Source organism: Pseudomonas sp. FW305-3-2-15-C-LB1 (assembly GCF_058787615.1).
In genome coordinates this window covers 568,368-583,455 of record NZ_JBYSZX010000002.1, presented here as the reverse complement: position 1 = coordinate 583,455, position 15,088 = coordinate 568,368, and the positions used below count along the sequence as shown (strand labels likewise).

The 15,088-nt window shown below is 61.8% G+C and carries 17 protein-coding genes; 15 read left to right on the top strand and 2 right to left on the bottom strand.

The features are described 5' to 3' along the window. The first annotated feature begins 14 nt into the window (after positions 1–14). From tmk to AC3WP7_RS06450, 11 genes are all read left to right on the top strand, one after another. The gene (gene tmk, locus AC3WP7_RS06500) at positions 15–647 is read left to right on the top strand and encodes a dTMP kinase (RefSeq protein ID WP_071490499.1); all 633 of its coding nucleotides are present in this window, start codon (positions 15–17) and stop codon (positions 645–647) included. Continuing rightward, the gene (locus AC3WP7_RS06495) at positions 640–1,629 is read left to right on the top strand and encodes a DNA polymerase III subunit delta' (protein ID WP_102592262.1); all 990 of its coding nucleotides are present in this window, start codon (positions 640–642) and stop codon (positions 1,627–1,629) included. The genes tmk and AC3WP7_RS06495 overlap by 8 nt, the downstream gene beginning before the upstream one ends. 63 nt (positions 1,630–1,692) lie before the next feature. Further along, positions 1,693–2,478, top strand: a complete 786-nt coding sequence (locus AC3WP7_RS06490) for a TatD family hydrolase (protein ID WP_092242558.1) — start codon at positions 1,693–1,695, stop codon at positions 2,476–2,478. Positions 2,479–2,926: 448 nt separating this feature from the next. After that, on the top strand, positions 2,927–3,580 hold the full coding sequence (locus AC3WP7_RS06485; RefSeq protein WP_071490496.1) for a TetR/AcrR family transcriptional regulator: 654 nt from the start codon (positions 2,927–2,929) through the stop codon (positions 3,578–3,580). A gap of 115 nt (positions 3,581–3,695) precedes the next feature. Then, the gene (locus AC3WP7_RS06480; protein WP_092242561.1) at positions 3,696–4,664 is read left to right on the top strand and encodes a GTP 3',8-cyclase MoaA; all 969 of its coding nucleotides are present in this window, start codon (positions 3,696–3,698) and stop codon (positions 4,662–4,664) included. A 143-nt stretch (positions 4,665–4,807) separates the two neighbouring features. Next, positions 4,808–5,413, top strand: coding sequence for a DUF4823 domain-containing protein (locus AC3WP7_RS06475; protein WP_071490494.1), 606 nt, complete (start codon positions 4,808–4,810; stop codon positions 5,411–5,413). A gap of 16 nt (positions 5,414–5,429) precedes the next feature. Further along, positions 5,430–5,990: a DUF1285 domain-containing protein gene (locus AC3WP7_RS06470; RefSeq protein ID WP_102592263.1), complete on the top strand. Its 561-nt coding sequence runs from the start codon at positions 5,430–5,432 to the stop codon at positions 5,988–5,990. A gap of 70 nt (positions 5,991–6,060) precedes the next feature. After that, positions 6,061–6,774 carry a GntR family transcriptional regulator gene (locus AC3WP7_RS06465; RefSeq protein ID WP_102592264.1) on the top strand — a complete coding sequence of 238 codons (714 nt, stop codon included), beginning with the start codon at positions 6,061–6,063 and terminating at the stop codon, positions 6,772–6,774. Next, positions 6,771–7,772, top strand: a complete 1,002-nt coding sequence (locus tag AC3WP7_RS06460) for an ADP-ribosylglycohydrolase family protein (protein WP_102592265.1) — start codon at positions 6,771–6,773, stop codon at positions 7,770–7,772. Before AC3WP7_RS06465 ends, AC3WP7_RS06460 begins: the two co-directional genes overlap by 4 nt. Positions 7,773–7,846: 74 nt before the next feature. Further along, complete coding sequence (locus AC3WP7_RS06455; RefSeq protein WP_102592266.1) at positions 7,847–9,313, top strand: purine-cytosine permease family protein; 1,467 nt, start codon at positions 7,847–7,849, stop codon at positions 9,311–9,313. Beyond that, positions 9,306–10,223, top strand: coding sequence for a PfkB family carbohydrate kinase (locus tag AC3WP7_RS06450; protein WP_102592267.1), 918 nt, complete (start codon positions 9,306–9,308; stop codon positions 10,221–10,223). The genes AC3WP7_RS06455 and AC3WP7_RS06450 overlap by 8 nt, the downstream gene beginning before the upstream one ends. A 47-nt stretch (positions 10,224–10,270) precedes the next feature. Here the strand turns inward: AC3WP7_RS06450 and AC3WP7_RS06445 are convergent, their stop codons facing one another. After that, a complete protein-coding gene (locus AC3WP7_RS06445) occupies positions 10,271–10,537 on the bottom strand; it encodes a hypothetical protein (RefSeq protein WP_058427435.1) in 267 nt (88 codons plus the stop codon). Positions 10,538–10,588: 51 nt separating this feature from the next. Further along, positions 10,589–10,921 (bottom strand): hypothetical protein, encoded by a 333-nt coding sequence (locus AC3WP7_RS06440; protein WP_058427434.1) that lies wholly within the window; start codon positions 10,919–10,921, stop codon positions 10,589–10,591. A gap of 190 nt (positions 10,922–11,111) precedes the next feature. Between AC3WP7_RS06440 and AC3WP7_RS06435 the strand changes: the two genes are divergently transcribed. The 4 genes from AC3WP7_RS06435 (at position 11,112) to araG (ending at position 15,079) form a co-directional block, all read left to right on the top strand. After that, positions 11,112–11,591, top strand: coding sequence for a GNAT family N-acetyltransferase (locus AC3WP7_RS06435; RefSeq protein WP_010208407.1), 480 nt, complete (start codon positions 11,112–11,114; stop codon positions 11,589–11,591). Positions 11,592–11,748: 157 nt separating this feature from the next. Continuing rightward, positions 11,749–12,570 (top strand): SDR family oxidoreductase, encoded by an 822-nt coding sequence (locus AC3WP7_RS06430; RefSeq protein WP_102592268.1) that lies wholly within the window; start codon positions 11,749–11,751, stop codon positions 12,568–12,570. Positions 12,571–12,602: 32 nt separating this feature from the next. Continuing rightward, positions 12,603–13,583: a substrate-binding domain-containing protein gene (locus tag AC3WP7_RS06425; protein WP_093514569.1), complete on the top strand. Its 981-nt coding sequence runs from the start codon at positions 12,603–12,605 to the stop codon at positions 13,581–13,583. After that, positions 13,580–15,079 (top strand): L-arabinose ABC transporter ATP-binding protein AraG, encoded by a 1,500-nt coding sequence (gene araG, locus AC3WP7_RS06420; RefSeq protein ID WP_102592269.1) that lies wholly within the window; start codon positions 13,580–13,582, stop codon positions 15,077–15,079. The genes AC3WP7_RS06425 and araG overlap by 4 nt, the downstream gene beginning before the upstream one ends. Positions 15,080–15,088 lie beyond the last annotated feature (9 nt).

Here is a 15,088-nt window from a genome sequence, read left to right as displayed (position 1 = left end):
ACTAAGGACTGCCTGTGACTGGCTTGTTTATTACCCTGGAAGGCCCCGAAGGCGCCGGCAAAAGCACCAACCGCGATTACCTGGCCGAGCGCTTGCGCAGCGAAGGCATCGAGGTGGTGTTGACCCGTGAGCCCGGTGGCACGCCGCTGGCCGAGCGTATCCGCGAAGTGCTGCTGGCGCCGGGTGACGAGCAGATGAACCCGGACACCGAGCTGCTGCTGGTGTTCGCCGCCCGTGCCCAGCACCTGGCCGAGGTGATCCGTCCGGCTCTGGCCCGTGGTGCCGTGGTGATTTGTGACCGTTTCACCGATTCCACCTACGCCTACCAGGGCGGCGGTCGGGGCTTGTCCGTGGAGCGCATCGCCACCCTGGAAACCTTTGTCCAAGGCGACTTGCGCCCTGACCTGACCTTGCTGTTCGATCTGCCGGTGGAAGTCGGCATGGCCCGTGCCAGCGCCCGTGGCCGCCTGGATCGCTTCGAGCTGGAAGGCGATGGGTTCTTCAACGCGGTACGCAGTGCATTCCTCACACTTGCCAAGGCGGAGCCTGCACGGTACTCCCTGCTGGATGCAGCCCAGCCGCTGGCGCAGGTGCAGCAGGCCATCGACGCGCTGCTACCCGAACTGCTGGAGCGCGCCCGTGGCTGAAGCCTACCCGTGGCAGGACAGCCTGTGGCAACAACTGGCCGGCCGTGCCCAGCACGCCCACGCCTACCTGTTGCATGGGCCGGTGGGGATCGGCAAGCGAGCGTTGGCCGAGCGCCTGATGGCAAGCCTGCTGTGCCAGCGCCCGATCAATCTTGAGGCCTGCGGCGAGTGCAAATCCTGCCTGCTGCTCAAGGCTGGCAGCCACCCGGATAACTACCTGCTGGAGCCCGAGGAAGCCGACAAGGCAATCAAGGTCGACCAGGTGCGCGACCTGGTCAGCTTCGTGGTGCAGACCGCACAGATGGGCGGACGCAAGGTGGTGCTGATCGAGCCGGTGGAGGCGATGAACATCAATGCTGCCAACGCCTTGCTCAAAAGCCTGGAGGAGCCGTCCGGCGATACGGTGTTGTTGCTGGTGAGTCACCAGTCCAGCCGTTTGCTGCCGACCATCCGCAGCCGCTGCGTGCAGCAGGCGTGCCCGCTGCCAAGCGAGGCCATGAGTCTTGCGTGGCTGGCACAGGCGTTGCCGGAGTGCTCCCAGGACGAACGGGTCGAGTTGCTGACCCTGGCCGCCGGTTCGCCGTTGGCGGCGGTGAAGCTGCAGGTCCAGGGCGTGCGTGAACAACGGGCGCTGGTGGTGGAGGGGGTCAAGAAACTGATCAAGCAGGAAGTGTCCGCCACCCAGCTGGCAGAAAGCGCCTGGAAGGACATCCCCCTGCTGTTGCTGTTCGACTGGTTCTGCGACTGGTCAAGCCTGATCCTGCGCTACCAGCTGACCCAGGATGAAAACGGTCTGGGCCTGCCGGATATGCGCAAGGTGGTGCAGTACCTGGCGCAGAAAAGTGCCCAGGACAAGGTGCTGGCGATCCAGGACTGGATCCTCGCCCAGCGCCAGAAGGTGCTCGGCAAGGCCAACCTCAACCGCGTGCTGCTGCTTGAAGCGTTGCTGGTGCAATGGGTCGGTTTGCTCGGACGCCGTTAATTTCCGTGGTCGGCGGGTGTATCGTCGGCCAGACACTTTTCGTGACTGAAGTTGTAGACTCCTATGATTGTAGATTCCCACTGCCACCTTGACCGCCTCGACCTGGCCCAGCACGGCGGTTCCCTTGACGCTGCCCTCGACGCCGCACGCCAGCGTGGGGTAGGGCACTTCCTGTGCATCGGCGTCAGCGCGGAGAATGCAGCGGACGTCAAATCCCTGGCCGAGCGTTATGCCGATGTGGATTGCTCGGTGGGCATCCACCCGCTGGACCTCAAGCCCGGTGAAGCCCCGGCACTCGACTGGCTGCTGGGTGAACTCAATCACCCGCGCGTGGTGGCCATTGGCGAAACCGGCCTGGATTACCACTACGAACCCGAAGCCGCCGAGTTGCAGCAGGCTTCGTTCCGCCTGCACCTGCAAGCCGCCCGGCAGACCGGCAAACCGGTGATCGTCCACACCCGTGGCGCCCGTGCCGACACCCTGACCCTGCTGCGCGAAGCGGCATTGCCCCAGGCTGGCGTGTTGCATTGCTTTACCGAAGACTGGGACATGGCCAAGGCGGCGCTGGACCTGGGGTTCTATATTTCGCTGTCGGGTATCGTCACCTTCCGCAACGCCGACGCCCTGCGTGATGTCGCACGCCAGGTGCCCGCCGACCGCCTGCTGGTGGAAACCGATTCCCCCTACCTGGCTCCCATCCCCCATCGCGGCAAGCCGAACCTGCCGGAGTATGTGCGCGACGTGGCGGATTACCTGGCGATGCTGCGCGGTGAGTCCTACGAGCGTTTTGCCGAGCAGACTACCGAAAACTTCAAGCGCCTTTTCCCACTGGCCCACGTCGCTTCTTAACGCGAGGGTCAAATCGCAGGCAAAAAAAACCCGGGTTCTGGGGGGTGAATCCGGGTTAAGACCATTAGGAGTAAAACAAGGGTACGCGGTCCGTTGGTACCCAGGTCGGCGCTTCACTTGGGGGAGATGTCACGTCGACAGTTCAAGTATTGATCAGTATCCGATTCAGTCCAGTCGCGGCTGATCGTTTTTTAAACAGATTTGGAATACGCGCGCTTCGCTTGAGTTCTCATCAGACCGGTGCACGGGTGCAGTTGTTGCGTATTATTTCTGACTGATATCAATGAAAACGTTGGCGTGCTGAAAGTAAAGTGCATTCCGGGTTCACATAGACATTGCCCAACGACCGTTCAGTCGGGATAATCCCTCGCACCGGGTAAATCGTATCGCCACGTATCCGTGGCCCTGCGCAACCCTCCCTAATCCGACCTTTGCAGACCTCTTCCTCATGCACAAAGAACCCCGTAAGGTCCGTGAGTTTCGCCGCCGTGAGCAGGAAATTCTCGACACCGCACTCAAGCTGTTCCTTGAACAAGGTGAAGACAGCGTCACCGTCGAGATGATCGCGGATGCCGTGGGTATCGGCAAAGGCACGATCTACAAGCACTTCAAGTCCAAGGCCGAGATCTACCTGCGCCTGATGCTCGACTATGAGCGCGACTTGAACGAGTTGCTGCACTCGGCCGATGTCGACAAGGACAAGGAAGCCCTGTCCCGTGCCTACTTCGAGTTCCGCATGCGTGACCCGCAGCGCTATCGCCTGTTCGACCGGCTGGAAGAGAAGGTGGTCAAGGGCCACCAGGTGCCGGAGATGGTCGAGGAACTGCACAAGATCCGCGCCTCGAACTTCGAACGCCTGACTCTGCTGATCAAGGGGCGCATCAGCGAAGGCAAGCTCGAAGATGTGCCGCCGTATTTCCACTACTGCGCCGCCTGGGCCTTGGTCCACGGTGCCGTGGCGCTGTACCACTCGCCGTTCTGGAGCAACGTGCTGGAAGACCAGGAAGGTTTCTTCCAGTTTTTGATGGATATCGGCGTGCGCATGGGCAACAAGCGCAAGCACAGCAGTGAGCAGCCACCGGCAGAAACGCCTGCCACGTAATGATTTGCTGCCACGCGTAGTACCCCAGGAATATACTCAGGCATGGACTCTTGCTAAAAGCTGATTTATCAGTCAGCTTTTAGCGCGCCCGAATCATCCTCTGCCGGAGTGATCCATGATCGTTGATCGTCAAGGCAGGCGTTTTCGCAATTTGCGGATCAGCCTGACCTCAGCCTGCAATTACGCGTGTACCTACTGCGTGCCTAACGGCAAGCGGCTGGTGGCTGCCCAGGACGAACTCTCCGCCGAGGCCATGGCCCGTGGTGTGGAATACCTGATCGAAGCGGCGGGCATCGACCGCCTGCGCATCACCGGCGGCGAGCCGCTGGTCAGCCCCAAGCTGGAAGCGTTCATGGGCGCCGTGGGGGGGATGGGGCTCAGCGATATCAGCCTGACGACCAACGGCCAATTGCTGGCGCGCAAGCTGCCGTTGCTGGTGGAGGCCGGGATCAAGCGCATCAACGTGTCCCTCGATACCCTCGACGCAGATGCCTTCCGCGGCATTGCCCGTGGTGGCGACCTGGCCACTGTGCTCGACGGCATGGACCAGGCCCGCGCTGCCGGCATCAAGATCAAGGTCAATATGGTGCCGTTACGCGGCCAGAACCTCGACCAGGTCATGCCGCTGCTCGACTATTGCCTGGAGCGTGGCTACGAGCTGCGCTTTATCGAATTGATGCGCATGGGCCACCTGGCCAAGGACTCCAACGCGTTCCTGCAGCAGTTTGTCAGCCTGCAACAACTGCTGGGTTTGATCGGTGAGCAGCATGAATACCTGCAAGCCAATGCGCCTGTGGATGCCACTGCCGTACGCTACGAAATCCCCGGTAAAGGCTTCTTTGGTGTGATCGCCAACGAAAGCGTACCGTTCTGCCGCACCTGCTCACGGTTGCGCTTGTCGTCCACGGGTTGGTTGCATGGCTGCCTGTCGTCGAGTAACCGTCACTACGTCGGCGACCTGCTGGACAAGCCGCGCCATCAAGCACTCCCGGCCTTGCAGGGGCTGTTGATGAAGGCGTTGGGTGACAAGCAGGAGGTGGCTTTTTCTGGCGGCGCCACCATCATGAAAATCATCGGCGGCTAACCAACCCGCCAAGCCAGCACACAACCAACTGTGGGAAGGGGCAAGCTCCTCCCACATTTGTTATAGGTTGCTTCCAAATGGCGCAAAACCTGCATCACACGCCCATTCGCCGGTTTTCCGTCACCGGCTTCTGGAGGATTAGGATGCGTAGTGTGGTTTTGTTGCTGGCGTCGTTGACGCTGAGTGGCTGCATGACCGTCAGCGATATGGCCGAAGGCACCCGCTATCAGATGAGCGACGCCGGTTTGCTGGACCACAGCGATACCCGCCGTACCGCCTCGGTACGCATACAGCCGGACTCCTTTGTCTTTATCGCCCAGGGCGCCTTTGTGCCGCCGGGCAGTGCCTACCCGCGGCCGAACGTGGTGGCCGAAGAAGCCTTCAATGGCTTTGTCGAGTACTTCCCCATGGTGCGCCGCGCCCGTCAGCCTGAAGGCCTGGAGCAGGCCATGGCCGAAGCCCGTGCGGCGGGGGCTCACTACCTGCTGTACTGCCGTTTCGCCAAGGCGGATGACCGCATCGGCAACGCGGATGAATGGGCCGACCAGGAAGCCCTCGACCGCGTCGGCCTGGACAGCGGCGTCATCCAGATCATGTTGATCGAGACCAGCACCCAGTATTTGATTGATACTGCACGTATACGCAGTCGTGGCGGTTTACTGACGTTTCACGACAACAAGCCAGAAGATCTGATTGCCCGCCCCCTGGCGCAGTACGCCCGCGGCCTGTTGGGGATGAGCAATCCATAAGACCCAGGAGAACCCCATGACCGATTCCGCCAAGGCCAACGACCTGTTGGCCCAGTTGCCCAAGGGCAAGGGGCCGGCCCCGGTGCACCTGTGGAACCCGGACTTCTGCGGCCAGATCGACATGCGCATCGCCCGTGATGGCACCTGGTTCTATCAAGGCACGCCGATCGGGCGCAAGCCGATGGTCAAGCTGTTCTCCAACATCATCCGTCGCGATGGCGATGATTACTTTCTGATTACCCCCGTGGAAAAAGTCGGCATCACCGTCGATGATGCACCGTTTGTCGCCATTACCCTGGAAGTCGAAGGGCAGGGCGAAAGCCAGGTGCTTCGCTTCACCACCAACGTCGATGACCAGGTCGAAGCCGGCCTCAAACACCCGCTGCGGGTGGTGATCGATCCTGTGACCCAGGAGCCTGCACCCTATCTGCGAGTGCGCAGCAACCTCGAAGCCCTGGTGCACCGCAATGCGTTCTACCAGTTGGTGGAGTTGGCAGTGAGCCGTCCGATCAACGGTCAGAATTGGCTGGGCGTCTGGAGCGCAGGCGAGTTTTTCCCTATTGGCCTGGAGCCCTGAAGCCGGTTTTATCATCTCCCTGAAATAATTCGCTTGCTGCACATGGGCGCTTTGCGTTATCAATTTGTACATGATTAGACATGTTCGATTTGATAAGAAAAAACGCGTCGTCGACGAGCTCATCCGCCGTATCGAGGGTGGGGTGATGGCCGACGGTTTCCTGCTGCCGGGCGAGCACCAATTGGCCGAGGAGTTCGCGGTCAGCCGCGGCACCCTGCGCGAGGCCCTGGCCGAACTCAAGCGGCGCAACTACATCGCGACCCAGAGCGGCGTCGGCTCCATCGTGACCTTTGACGGCATGGTGCTCGACCAGCGCAGTGGCTGGGCCCAGGCCCTGGCGGACACCGGTGCGAAGGTCAACACCGATATCCTGCGCCTGGAAGCGGTGACCCGCCCGGACCTGCTCAGCCGTTTCGGCAGCGACCAATTCATTGCCCTCGACCGCCGCCGTCGCACTACCTATGGCACTGCCGTGTCCCTGGAACGCTCGCTGATGCCCGCTTCCGGAGGCCTGGAGGGCCTGCCAAGAGTAGGCCTGATCGATAATTCCCTGACCATCACCCTGGCTGCCTACGGATATGTCGGCGCCGAAGGGGACCAATGGATCGGTGCCGAGCCCCTCAGCGATGAAGATGCCGAGTTGCTTGGCCGCCCAGCCGGCACGGTGTTCCTCAAGGCTTCGCGTACCACCTACGACCGTCGCGAACGTTTCATGGAGTATGTCGAAAGCTTGCTCGACCCTCTGCACTTTCGCCTGCACCTGCAATTTGGAAACTCGAAATGACCCCGCTCAATCGCGCCCTCGGCGCGTTCTACGGCCTGGCCTTGGGCGATGCCCTGGGCATGCCGACCCAGTCCTTGAGCCGCGAACAGGTGCGTGCGCGTTTCGGTGCCATCACCGGCCTGGAAAACGCCGATGCCGACCAGCCCATCGCACCGAACATGCCCGCCGGCTCCATCACCGATGACACCGAACAGGCCATCCTGGTGGGCGAGTTGCTGGTGGAAGGCCGAGGCAAGATCGAACCCACTGTGCTTGCCCAGCGCCTGATCGACTGGGAAGCGGTGATGCGTGCCAAGGGCTCGCAGGATTTGCTCGGCCCCTCCACCAAGCGTGCGATCGACATGATCCTCGCCGGCCACACCCCGGAAGAATCCGGCCGCTACGGCACCACCAACGGCGCCGCGATGCGCATCACGCCAGTGGGGATTGCCGCCGATGTCAGCGACCCGGCGCAGTTTATCCAGGCGGTGATCCAGGCCTGCCAGGTCACCCACAACACCACCCTGGGTATTTCCAGCGCGGCGGCGGTGGCGGCGGTGGTGTCGGCCGGCATCAACGGCGTGGACCTGGGCGAAGCGTTGAACATCGGCACCCAGGTTGCCCAGCAGGCCGAAGGCCATGGTCACTGGATCGCTGGTGGGCGGATTTCCACGCGCATCAGCTGGGCGCGGACCTTGAGCGTCGGCAGCGGTGACAAGGCCCTGTTCGCGGACCTGTTGTACGAATTGATCGGCACCTCCGTCGCGTCCCAGGAGTCGGTGGTGGTGTCGTTCGCCCTGGCCCAGCAAGTGGCGGTGGGCGAGATGAATGCCTTCGAGGCGTTGTGCCTGGCAGCCAGCCTTGGCGGCGACACTGACACCATCGCGGCGATTCTCGGCGCCATGCTCGGCGCGTGCCTGGGCATGCAGTGCTGGCCCGAGGCGATGATCGAACAGGTCAAGCAGGTCAATGGCCTGGATCTGCAATCGCTGGTTCAAGAGCTGTTGAAAATGCGCTGAGTCAGGACGACCGGAAGATTCGCTTTGTATACCTGCCACAACCACAACAATACAGGCACTTGGAGCACCCCCTCATGAGCAGCACATCTTCTGGCCAGAGCGCCGGGCAATTGGAAACACGCGGCATCGAACCGGTCCCGGAAGGCGAGTGCAACGGCCACCCGCTGCAACTGTTCTGGGTGTGGTTCGCGGCCAATATCAGCATCCTCGGCTTGCCGCTCGGCGCCACGCTGGTCGCGTTTCGCGGCCTGGCGATCTGGCAGGCCATCATCGTGGCGATCCTCGGCGCCGCCGGCTCCTTTGCGGTGGTCGGCATCATCTCAATTGCCGGCCGTCGCGGCCGTGCGCCCAGCCTGACGCTGTCCCGTGCCATCTTCGGTGTGCGCGGCAATATCGGCCCGACCCTGGTGTCGCTGATGTCGCGCCTGGGCTGGGAAACCGTCAACACCACCACGGCGGCCTTTGTGCTGCTGTCGTTGTGCTCGATCCTGTTCGGCTCGCCGGTCGAAGCCAAAAGCGCACCGGTGCTCACCCTGGTCTTTATCGCCATCTTCGTGCTGCTGACCTTGTCGGTATCCGGGCTGGGCCACGCCACCTTGCTGGTGATCCAGAAGTGGGCCACCTACGTGTTCGGCGCGTTGAACATCCTGGTCGGCGGCTTCCTCTGCGCCACGATCGACTGGAGCGCGGTGTTCAACGCTACCCCGGCACCCTTGAGCGCGATGATCATCGGCATCGGCACCATGGCCGCTGGCACGGGTATCGGCTGGGCCAACGCCGGCGCGGACATGTCGCGCTACCAGCACCGCAGCGTCAAGGCGGTGCGCCTGGTGGCGTCGGCGGCGTTCGGTGCGGGCATTCCGCTGGTGCTGTTGATCACCCTCGGCGGCCTGTTGTCGGTGGGCAACAATGACCTGGCTTCGGCCACCGACCCGATCGTCGCGATCCGCGACATGCTGCCGACCTGGATGGCCGTGCCGTACCTGATCACCGCGTTTGGCGGGTTACTGCTGTCCAACAACCTGTCGGTGTACTCGGCGGGCCTCACCACCCTGACCCTCGGTTTGAAGGTCAAGCGCGTGCATGCGGTGATCGTCGACATCGTGGCGATCTTCGCCGGCTCCATCTACTTCATGCTGATCGCCGACAGTTTCTACGGCCCGTTCATCACGTTCATCTCTTTGCTGGCGGTGCCGATCACGGCATGGGTCGGCATCTTTGTGGTCGACCTGATCCACCGTCACTACTACAGCGCCAAGGACCTGCTGGACGTGAGCCCAAGCAGCGCCTACTGGTATGGCGGCGGTGTGGAATGGCGTGCCTTCGGTGCCTGGGCCGTGGCGATCGTGCTGGGCTTCAGCTTCACCACCATTGGCACCACCGCCGAGAACATCTGGTTCGCCGGGCCTTTGTCCGACTCGTGGCTGGGCCACAACGGCCTGGGCTGGATCGTCACCTTCCTGGTGGCCGGCGGGATTTATGCGGTGCTGGGCGGTGCGGCTGACCGTCGCCCGGCTTTAGTCGAGAGCCCTAATGTCTAGATTGCTGCACACCGGCCAGGTCATCGTCGACCTGGTCATGGCCCTCGATACCTTGCCCGCAACCGGTGGCGACGTGCTGGCGCAATCGGCCAGTTTCGAAGCCGGCGGTGGTTTCAATGTGATGGCGGCCGCACGGCGCAATGGGCTGGCGGTGGTCTACCTGGGCCGTCACGGCAACGGGCGCTTCGGCGACCTGGCACGCGCGGCGATGCAGGCGGAAGGTGTCGAAATCGCCCAAGCCGCCAGCACGGATAAAGATACCGGTCTGTGTGTATCGCTGACCGAGGCCACCACCGAGCGCACGTTCATTTCCCATATCGGTGCTGAAGGCGAGTTGAGCGCCGACGACCTGGCGCGGGTGGTTCCACAGGCGGACGATTATGTGTATGTGAGTGGCTACAGCCTGTTGCTGGAAGGCAAGGCGCAGGCTCTGCTCGACTGGTTACTGGCCCTGCCTCGCGATATCCAGGTGGTGTTCGACCCGGGTCCGTTGGTGAAGGCACCGGATTCGGCGCTGATGGTGGCGCTGTTGCCGCGTATCGATATCTGGACCAGTAATGGCCCTGAAGCATTGGCGTTTACCGGGGCGGAAACGGTTGCGGAGGCGCTGGTCGACCTGAATCGTCATCTGCCTAGCGGTGCCTTGCTGGTGGTGCGGGATGGGCCGAATGGCTGCTGGGTGAGCCGCAATGGCCAAGCGGAGCATGTGCCGGGGTTCAAGGTGACGGCGGTGGACAGCAATGGCGCAGGGGATGCCCATGCCGGGGTGTTTATTGCAGGGTTGGCCGATGGCTTGGCACCTGCCCGGGCAGCGCGTCGGGCGAACGCAGCAGCAGCGCTGGCCGTGACACGCTGGGGGCCGGCTACATCGCCTGGCAGCGCAGAAGTCGATGCCTTGCTGCGGGAATAGGGTGGGTCAAAAAATGTGGAGGGGGCAAGCCCCCTCCATATTTGAGGCTACTGGCTCGTTTCAGACTCCAGCTTGCGCGCCTCATCCACACCCGACGCCGTCAGCTTGATCGGCAGGTTCAACGCATACTCACCGGCGGCGTCGGTGGTCACATGCCCATCCTTGATCAGGCCGCGATCCTGCAGGAACGCCAACGCACTGGCGACGACTTTTTCTCCGCGGTAGTTATCCAACACCTCCTTGCCCAGCCCTTGAGGGTGAGCGTGCAGCAGGCGGGTCAGGACTTCTTTTTCAAGGTCTTTGTCGACGTTCATGCGTACCTCTTCACTGGGAAATGATCGGGTGTTCGTCAGGCGTTGGTTGGATCAGGGCGCAGGTTGTTTCGGAGCGCCGGGCAGGTTCGAGTCATCGCCCTTATTGATCTTGGGTTCATTGACCGATGGACCCATTTTGCCGTTGCCGACGGCGGCTGGCGCCTGGCGTTGAGTGTCATGACCCTGGGTGTGCGGGTCGGCGGCATTGGTATTGTCAATGACTGCGCCGCCATTGGTGTCCAGGCCGGTGCCCATGGATTTCTGGGACTCGGTGGTGGCGTCCGGATTGGTCGGGCCGGTAGAGGAGGTGGCTGCAAAACCGCTCAGCGAAACCGAAGACAACAGGCCAGCCAGGGCGAGGGCAGCAAACTTGGAATGCTTCATGAGGGTGTCTCCATATGATGAATGTCCTTACCCTCTATTGGTCCGCCGGTATTCTGCGTTCGTGCCTTGATGGCGACGAACGGTCTTGTGTCACCTGTAAGATTTTGTGTGCCAGTGACCACGAAAATGCGCTGCAACTCGTCACGAAAGCGCCTTAGTATGTGTGCTTTGAAATTGCCAAGGCTCACCCATGACCATCGAGATTCGCCCCGCCGTGCCCAGCGATGCTGCGCAGATCCTGACTTTCATCACCGAGCTTGCCGAGTATGAGAAGGCCCGGCATGAAGTGATCGCCAGTGTGGTGGACATCGAGCGCAGCCTGTTCAGCGAAGGGGCGACCGCCCATGGCCTGATCTGTTTGCGCGATGGCTTGCCGATTGGTTTTGCGGTGTTCTTTTTCAGCTATTCCACCTGGCTGGGCAGCAACTGCCTGTACCTGGAAGACCTGTACATCAACCCGGAGCAACGCGGTGGCGGCGCAGGCAAAAAGCTCTTGCGCCACCTGGCGAAGATCGCGTTCGACAACGGTTGCGGTCGCTTCGAGTGGAGCGTGCTGGACTGGAACGAACCGGCGATTGCCTTCTATAAATCCATCGGCGCCCAGCCGCAGGAAGAGTGGGTGCGTTACCGCATGGAAGGCGATGCGCTGCGTGATTTCGCCTTGGGCTAGCTGAAAATCAAAATGTGGGAGGGGCTTGCCTACTCCCACATTTTTTTGTGTTTTGCTCACTATATGGGATGCAAATTTATATATTGAGATGTTTCAAAAGATGGGTTTATAGTCGGCTGCATCAGCACTCACTACCAAAAATAAAACAGGTGAAGCGATGCAGGCACAACCGTTGTCACTCCCCGCCGTGCCCGAGCCCATCTACGGCGAGCGGCTCAAAGGCAAAGTGGTGATCATCACCGGTGCCGCCCAGGGCATTGGCGAGGCGATCGTCGCGTGTTTCCAGGCGCAGCAGGCGAAGCTGGTCATCGCCGATATCCAGGGTGAAAAGGTCGAGAACGTCGCGGCCCACTGGCGTGAACGCGGCGCCGAGATCTACGCGCAACCGGTCGATATCACGTCCAGGGAGCAATGGCAGGCGCTGGTCAATGTGGCCATCGAGCGCTTCGGCCGGGTGGATGTGCTGGTCAATTGCGCCGGGGTCAATGTGTTCCGCGACCCGCTGGAGATGACCGACGAAGACTGGCGCCGCTGCTTCGCCATCGACCTCGACGGCGCCTGGTACGGCTGCCGCACGGTGCTGCCGCACATGATCGAGCAGGGCATCGGCAACATCATCAACATTGCCTCCACCCATTCCAGCCACATCATCCCCGGCTGCTTCCCCTATCCCGTGGCCAAGCATGGCCTGCTTGGCCTGACCCGCGCCCTCGGCATCGAATACGCGCCCAAGGGCATCCGTGTGAATGCCATCGCGCCGGGCTACATCGAAACCCAACTCAATGTCGACTACTGGAACGGTTTCCCCGACCCCCACGCCGAGCGCCAGCGTGCGTTCGACCTGCACCCGCCCAAGCGCATCGGCCAGCCGATCGAGGTGGCGATGACTGCGCTGTTTCTGGCGACCGACGAGGCGCCTTTTATCAACGCCACCTGCCTGATGATCGATGGCGGGCGGTCTGTGATGTACCACGACTAACGCGTTTTCCAATAACAAGAAAGAGGTGGTTCATGTTCAAGAAGACTCTAGGCACCCTCGCGCTCGCCCTTGCCTTCAGTGGCTTTGCATCGGCCGAAGAAGTGAAGATCGGCTTCCTGGTCAAGCAGGCCGAAGAGCCCTGGTTCCAGACCGAATGGGCCTTCGCCGAAAAAGCCGGCAAAGAACACGGCTTTACCGTGATCAAGATCGCCGTGCCCGATGGTGAAAAAACGCTCTCGGCCATCGACAGCCTGGCCGCCAACGGTGCCAAGGGCTTTGTGATCTGCCCGCCGGACGTGTCCCTCGGCCCGGCCATCGTGGCCAAGGCCAAGGTCAATGGCTTGAAAGTCATGGCTGTGGATGACCGCTTTGTCGACGCCAAGGGCAACTTCATGGAAGACGTGCCGTACCTGGGCATGGCGGCCTTTGAAGTGGGCCAGAAGCAGGGCACCGCGATGGCGGAGGAGGCGAAAAAACGCGGCTGGGATTGGAAGGACACCTACGCGGTGATCAACACCTATAACGAACTCGACACCGGCAAGAAGCGCACCGATGGTTCGATCAAATCCCTGGAAGACGCCGGCCTACCCAAAGACCATATCCTGACCGCCGCACTCAAGACCCTCGACGTTCCCGGCAGCATGGACGCGACCAACTCGGCCTTGGTCAAACTGCCTGCAGGCGCGAAAAACCTGATCATCGGCGGCATGAACGACAACACCGTGCTGGGCGGCGTACGCGCCACCGAAAGCGCCGGCTTCAAGGCGGCCAACGTGATCGGCATCGGCATCAATGGCACCGACGCCATCGGCGAGTTGAAAAAGGCTGAAAGCGGTTTCTTCGGCTCCATGCTGCCCAGCCCGCATATCGAGGGTTACAACACCGCGCTGGCGATGTACGAGTGGGTCACCACCGGCAAGGAGCCTGCGAAATACACGGCGATGGACGAAGTGACGCTGATCACCCGCGCCAACTTCCAGGCAGAGCTGACCAAGATCGGGCTGTGGAAATGACCGGCGCGGCCTTGCGTTTCAACGGCATCGGCAAGGAGTTTCCCGGTGTGAAAGCCCTGGCGCAGATCAGCTTTGAAGCGCGGCCGCGCGAGGTGCATGCGTTGATGGGCGAGAACGGTGCGGGCAAGTCGACGCTGCTGAAAATCCTTGGCGGCGCCTACCTGCCCAGCAGCGGCTCACTGCAGATCGGCGCGCAGACCATGGCCTTCCGAAACGCCGCCGACAGCATTGCCAGCGGCGTGGCGGTGATCCACCAGGAGCTGCACCTGGTGCCGGAAATGACGGTGGCCGAGAACCTGTTCCTTGGGCATTTGCCGACGCGCTTCGGGGTGGTCAACCGCCGCCGGTTGCGCAAGCAAGCGTTGGCCTGCCTCAAGGGGCTGGCGGATGAAATCGATCCGGATGAGAAGCTCGGTCGGCTTTCCCTTGGGCAACGCCAACTGGTGGAAATCGCCAAGGCGCTGTCCCGTGGCGCCCATGTGATTGCCTTTGACGAACCCACCAGCAGCCTGTCGGCGCGGGAGATCGACCGCCTGATGGCGATCATCACGCGCCTGCGTGACGAAGGCAAAGTGGTGCTCTACGTGTCCCACCGCATGGAAGAAGTGTTCCGCATCTGCAACGCCGTCACGGTGTTCAAGGACGGTCGCTACGTGCGTACTTTCGATGACATGAGCACGCTGACCCACGATCAATTGGTGACGTGCATGGTGGGTCGCGATATCCAGGACATTTACGACTACCGCCCGCGTGAACAGGGCGAGGTGGCGCTGAAGGTCGAGGGCTTGCTTGGCCCGGGCCTGCGTGAGCCGGTCAGCCTTCAGGTACACAAGGGCGAGATTCTCGGCCTGTTCGGCCTGGTCGGGGCAGGGCGCACGGAGCTGTTTCGGCTGCTGAGTGGTTTGACCCGCAGCACCGCAGGACTCCTGGAGCTCTGCGGGCAACCACTGCAGCTGCATTCACCCCGCGATGCCATCGCCGCCGGGGTGCTGCTGTGCCCGGAGGACCGCAAGAAGGAAGGCATCATTCCGCTATCCAGCGTCGCCGAGAACATCAATATCAGTGCGCGTGGCGCCCACTCTGCGTTCGGCTGGCTGCTGCGCGACGGTTGGGAAAAGGCCAACGCCGACCGGCAAATCAAAAGCATGAAGGTCAAGACGCCGAACGCCGAACAGAAAATCATGTACCTGTCCGGTGGCAATCAGCAGAAGGCCATTCTCGGCCGATGGCTGTCGATGCCGATGAAAGTGCTGCTGCTGGATGAGCCAACGCGAGGCATCGATATCGGCGCCAAGTCGGAGATCTACCAGATTATCCATAACCTGGCGGCCAGCGGCATTGCGGTGATTGTGGTGTCCAGCGACCTGATGGAAGTGATGGGGATTTCCGACCGTATCCTGGTGATGAGCGAAGGCGCCCTGACCGGCGAACTCACCCGCGACCAGGCGGATGAAGCACGGCTGTTGCAACTGGCTCTCCCGCGTTCGCGGGCTTGAAGAATTCGA

Bases quoted from the DNA above. Each gene is read 5' to 3' on its own strand.
- AC3WP7_RS06490 (WP_092242558.1), top strand. From the start codon at position 1,693: ATGATTGTAGATTCCCACTGCCACCTTGACCGCCTCGACCTGGCCCAG.
- AC3WP7_RS06485 (WP_071490496.1), top strand. From the start codon at position 2,927: ATGCACAAAGAACCCCGTAAGGTCCGTGAGTTTCGCCGCCGTGAGCAG.
- AC3WP7_RS06480 (WP_092242561.1), top strand. From the start codon at position 3,696: ATGATCGTTGATCGTCAAGGCAGGCGTTTTCGCAATTTGCGGATCAGC.
- AC3WP7_RS06475 (WP_071490494.1), top strand. From the start codon at position 4,808: ATGCGTAGTGTGGTTTTGTTGCTGGCGTCGTTGACGCTGAGTGGCTGC.
- AC3WP7_RS06470 (WP_102592263.1), top strand. From the start codon at position 5,430: ATGACCGATTCCGCCAAGGCCAACGACCTGTTGGCCCAGTTGCCCAAG.
- AC3WP7_RS06465 (WP_102592264.1), top strand. From the start codon at position 6,061: ATGATTAGACATGTTCGATTTGATAAGAAAAAACGCGTCGTCGACGAG.
- AC3WP7_RS06460 (WP_102592265.1), top strand. From the start codon at position 6,771: ATGACCCCGCTCAATCGCGCCCTCGGCGCGTTCTACGGCCTGGCCTTG.
- AC3WP7_RS06455 (WP_102592266.1), top strand. From the start codon at position 7,847: ATGAGCAGCACATCTTCTGGCCAGAGCGCCGGGCAATTGGAAACACGC.
- AC3WP7_RS06450 (WP_102592267.1), top strand. From the start codon at position 9,306: ATGTCTAGATTGCTGCACACCGGCCAGGTCATCGTCGACCTGGTCATG.
- AC3WP7_RS06445 (WP_058427435.1), bottom strand. From the start codon at position 10,537: ATGAACGTCGACAAAGACCTTGAAAAAGAAGTCCTGACCCGCCTGCTG.
- AC3WP7_RS06440 (WP_058427434.1), bottom strand. From the start codon at position 10,921: ATGAAGCATTCCAAGTTTGCTGCCCTCGCCCTGGCTGGCCTGTTGTCT.
- AC3WP7_RS06435 (WP_010208407.1), top strand. From the start codon at position 11,112: ATGACCATCGAGATTCGCCCCGCCGTGCCCAGCGATGCTGCGCAGATC.
- AC3WP7_RS06430 (WP_102592268.1), top strand. From the start codon at position 11,749: ATGCAGGCACAACCGTTGTCACTCCCCGCCGTGCCCGAGCCCATCTAC.
- AC3WP7_RS06425 (WP_093514569.1), top strand. From the start codon at position 12,603: ATGTTCAAGAAGACTCTAGGCACCCTCGCGCTCGCCCTTGCCTTCAGT.
- araG (WP_102592269.1), top strand. From the start codon at position 13,580: ATGACCGGCGCGGCCTTGCGTTTCAACGGCATCGGCAAGGAGTTTCCC.